Origin of the sequence: Gluconobacter sp. P1D12_c (assembly GCF_018812105.1) — a bacterium.
GTDB lineage: Bacteria > Pseudomonadota > Alphaproteobacteria > Acetobacterales > Acetobacteraceae > Gluconobacter > Gluconobacter oxydans_A.
The window spans coordinates 1-486 of sequence record NZ_JACSIQ010000368.1 but is presented as its reverse complement, the minus strand read 5'-3'; the positions used below and the strand labels follow the sequence as shown (position 1 = coordinate 486).

Here is a 486-nt window from a genome sequence, read left to right as displayed (position 1 = left end):
TACAGAGGTACGGATCGTTTAAGGAGTTCAAGGGGTCTCTTAATGATGAGAGGCTTCGCATCGTTCGAGATCAGTCTGATGGATCTCTGAAGATGATGAAGAAGCGTGTCATCAATGATGCTGAGCTTTTCACGAAGCGTGATGAAGGCGAAGCCACGATAGGTGTCCCTAAATCATTGGATATGTTCGGGCCCGATATTGCTATGGCTCTCTGTGTTGAGCCTTCTCTTGATGGTCGTGTCATCGTTGGTGATTAAATAAAATTCTAGCAGATGGAGAATAAGATTGTTGGGCTGATGCTCCCGCATCATGCTTTCTATAACGTCTCTGAACCCTGTCTTATGGTCCAGAATTATACGCAGACGCCTGACACTGAACTCGGCAAAAAGGCTCTCGAACTCATTGAAGTTGTCTCTAAGCGACACCATCAGCAGGTTATCGAAAAACTCCAAAAAATTGGATGCGATGCTCTTACGGGGCGTAATC

At 45.7% G+C, this 486-nt stretch carries 2 protein-coding genes; both read left to right on the top strand.

The annotated features are described in order from the left end of the window. Positions 1-257: hypothetical protein (locus KP705_RS17215; RefSeq protein WP_215765154.1), on the top strand; the 257-nt coding region annotated here is incomplete at its 5' end. 15 nt (positions 258-272) lie between these two features. Further along, on the top strand, positions 273-486 hold a 214-nt coding region (locus tag KP705_RS17210; RefSeq protein ID WP_215765153.1), incomplete at its 3' end, for a hypothetical protein.